The organism is Microbacterium sp. 71-23 (genome assembly GCF_001897265.1).
Classification (GTDB): Bacteria; Actinomycetota; Actinomycetes; order Actinomycetales; family Microbacteriaceae; genus Microbacterium; species Microbacterium ginsengisoli.
The window spans coordinates 1-2971 of sequence record NZ_MKSL01000004.1; the positions used below are offsets into that span (position 1 = coordinate 1).

Below are 2971 nucleotides of genomic sequence, written 5' to 3' on the forward strand. Positions count from 1 at the left end.
GCCTTCTTCGGAGCGGACACCGAGACGATGAGCCCGATGTCACCCGCCTTCGCGCCGTACAGGCCTCCGCCGGTCATACTGACCGGCAGGGACGCCGCGTTCGCGGGAGCGGTGCTGGTGAGGGACACGTCGATGCCGACCGTCCTCACCCCGTCTTGCCGGCATTGCGCCGTGCCCGCGGTGATCGACGTCTTCAGGAACGTCCCCATCTTGCCGCCGTCGCGGTCGTTGAGGTAGACCGCATACGCGTCCTTCCCCGAGAGCGTCTGGCGCACTGCGGGACCGCCGAGGACCGTGGCGGTGAGCCGCTTCTGCTCGGACACGTCCGCGCTCCACACAGAGATCCGCCCTTCGCGGACCGGATCCTGGAGGCCCTGCACCCATGCCAACGGGTCGAGGCCCTTTCCGAAGAGGCGGGCGAACATCGCCGACGTCGCCTCGGCGAAGAAGGCGGTCTGCTGCTCGGTCGTCATGGTCATGTAGGGGTCGACGAGCAGGCGCTTGACGAGGTTGCTCGCGGTCAGCGTGCTGCCGTCCGGGAGGACGACCGGTCCGGTGACCGAGAGGAGCGACTTGAGTACGAACGGATCGATCGACACCACGGCGTCCGGAGCGGTCCCCGCGCGCGAGGCCCACCACGCCGAGACGAGTCGTCCGGTGAGCTCGAAGTCGGCAGGGATGGAGGCGTCCTGGACGAAGCGCCCTGCAACATCGCCGTAGAGAGACGTGAGCGACGCGGGCACAGGGATGATCGATGCGTCCCGACGCCGGAACTGGCTGGAATCCGCGATCCCGGTCAGCGCGAGTCGGCCGTCAGCCACCCGGACCTGGATGAAGGTACCGGTGATGCCGCCCCCGGTCCGCAGCTCGGCGTTGTTCTGGATCACGAGGAGCAGCGTGCGAGGGCCGTCAGCCCCGACCAGCCCCGGGACCACCGTGGCGACCTTCGAGAGCGAGCCGAGTGTGGCATCCGCGCTGTCCACGACTGTGGACAGCCGATGGATGCCGGAGGCCAGCGGCGCGATCAAGGCGTCCGTGTCGATCGCCGCCAGATCCCGGGCAGCCCGATGCGTCGTGGACGCCGCGACGGCGAGCGGTTTGACGGCCGCAGAGATGCCGGCGATGTCCAGGGACCCACCGGACGAGGTCTTCTGCTCCTGCTGCGCGACCTTGACGAGCGGCTGGACGACCTTCCGGCTCATCTGGTCGAGCTGCGAAGACGCGATCCGGACCGCCGCGAGATTGGGACCCAGCCAGGGCACCGCCTCCGCCGTCCGCCATACGGGGTCCGACGTGAGGGCGGTCGCACGCTCGGCGTGGTCGGCCAGCTCACTCGCGAGAGTGTCGATGCGATTCAGATCGCGGTCGCTCGCAGCCGACTTGACGTCGTCGACGAGCGGGACGATGGCGTCCAGCTCACCCTTGGCCAAGAGCGCCCGTACGCCCACCCAGGCCGCGGCGATCACGACGATCGCGACGATGCCCAGGCCGACGAAGAGCACCGTTCGGAGGCGCCGCGGGCGCGACGCCTCCGTTCGGTTCGTCATACGGTCAGTGTCGACGGAGTCGACGCGTCAGCAGGAGCGCCGCGCCGAGGACAACGATCGCGCCGCCGGCCAGGCCGATCGGCAGGACCGCGACACCAAGCCCGGTCACGGGCAGCGTGCCCGACGGGTCGGCCGCGGGCTGGCCCTCGATGGCCGTCGCGCAGGCGGAGGTCGCTGCCGGGTAGGAGAGCGGAACCGTGAGGTCCGGGTTCACCTTGATCTCAGCGGTGATGGCACCACGCGTCCAGCCGAAGTTGCCCCCGGTCTGAACCCACTGGCCGTCCTTCTGCTCCCAGCCCGGCCAGCTGGTGCCCTTGCCGTCGGCTCCGACGGACGCACCCGGCCACAGCACCTTGCCCGAGAGCTGGTTGTCCACGAGGTCGCCGAGCAGGATCGACGTGGTGTTCGTGCCGTCCGACAGGACCAGGTAAGCCGTGTGGCTCGTGGCCTGGTTGTCCGGATCGGTCATGGTCACCTTGTAGGTGATCCACGGCACGTTGCCCTCGCACGCGCCGGCGGCGCTCGAGCCTGCGAGCGTCGGTGCCGTAGGCGTGCTCGGCGTGTAGTTGTCGTCCGCTGCGAGTGCAGCAGTCGGCAGAGCGATCGTCAGTGCAGCGGCGACAGCCACCGCAGCAGCGAGTTTGCGGAACATCTCTAGCCTCCCCAGTAGGCCGTGAAGTATCGACTCGTTCCCAGGCGGGTCGAAGCTGGCCGTCCCCAGTCGGGCCAGTCAGTTCACTATAGTGCCTCGCGGTCTGTCGCGCGACATCGCGTCGACCGGTGTGTCGCGGCCACCGTCGGACGCCTAGACTGCTGACGCGAATGGGTCGGCTGGACGGTCGCGTCGCGCGCGGTTCGCCGCGTTGCGCCGAGGAACGTCCGGGCTCCACAGGGCAGGGCGGTGGGTAACCCCCACCCGGAGTGATCCGCGAGACAGTGCCACAGAGAGAAGACCGCCGGGGTCCGCCCCGGTAAGGGTGAAAGGGCGGTGTAAGAGACCACCGGGATCGCGGTGACGCGATCCGCACGGCAAACCTCGCCCGGAGCAAGGCCAGACAGGGGATGACGACGCGGCCCGCCGAGTCCCCGGGTAGGCCGCTGGAGCGGCACGGCAACGTGTCGCCGAGAGAGATGACCGTCCACGGGGCTCCGGCCCCCGGACAGAACCCGGCGTACAGGCCGGCCCATTCGCCCTCTCGCTCAGTCGGCTGCGAGTGCCGCCGCTCCGATGATGCCGGCGTTGTTGCGATGCACCGCCGGCACGATGGGTGTCTTCAGCGAGAGCAGCGGAAGGAATTCGTCCGAGTGCTTCGACACCCCGCCGCCGACGACGAACAGGTCGGGACTGAACAGGAACTCGAGGTAGTCGTAGTACCACTGCAGCCGCTTGGTCCACTGCTCCCAGTCCAGGTTCTCTCGCTCCA

General features: G+C 69.0%; 2 protein-coding genes, 1 other RNA gene and 1 pseudogene. 1 reads left to right on the top strand and 3 read right to left on the bottom strand.

The window, feature by feature from the left end; all coding sequences use genetic code 11:
• Together BGO15_RS00045 and BGO15_RS00050 are read right to left on the bottom strand one after the other, a co-directional pair.
• On the bottom strand, positions 1-1547 hold a 1547-nt coding region (locus tag BGO15_RS00045; RefSeq protein ID WP_286746429.1), incomplete at its 3' end, for a DUF4012 domain-containing protein.
• A 4-nt stretch (positions 1548-1551) separates the two neighbouring features.
• The gene (locus BGO15_RS00050; protein WP_286746432.1) at positions 1552-2199 is read right to left on the bottom strand and encodes a cell wall protein; all 648 of its coding nucleotides are present in this window, start codon (positions 2197-2199) and stop codon (positions 1552-1554) included.
• A 171-nt stretch (positions 2200-2370) separates the two neighbouring features.
• Between BGO15_RS00050 and rnpB the strand changes: the two genes are divergently transcribed.
• Positions 2371-2738, top strand: an RNA gene (gene rnpB, locus BGO15_RS00055) — RNase P RNA component class A.
• A 9-nt stretch (positions 2739-2747) separates the two neighbouring features.
• Here rnpB and BGO15_RS00060 read toward each other — a convergent pair.
• Positions 2748-2971 (bottom strand): annotated as a pseudogene (locus BGO15_RS00060) (ROK family protein); the annotation flags it as partial.

Bases quoted from the DNA above. Each gene is read 5' to 3' on its own strand.
- BGO15_RS00050 (WP_286746432.1), bottom strand. From the start codon at position 2,199: ATGTTCCGCAAACTCGCTGCTGCGGTGGCTGTCGCCGCTGCACTGACG.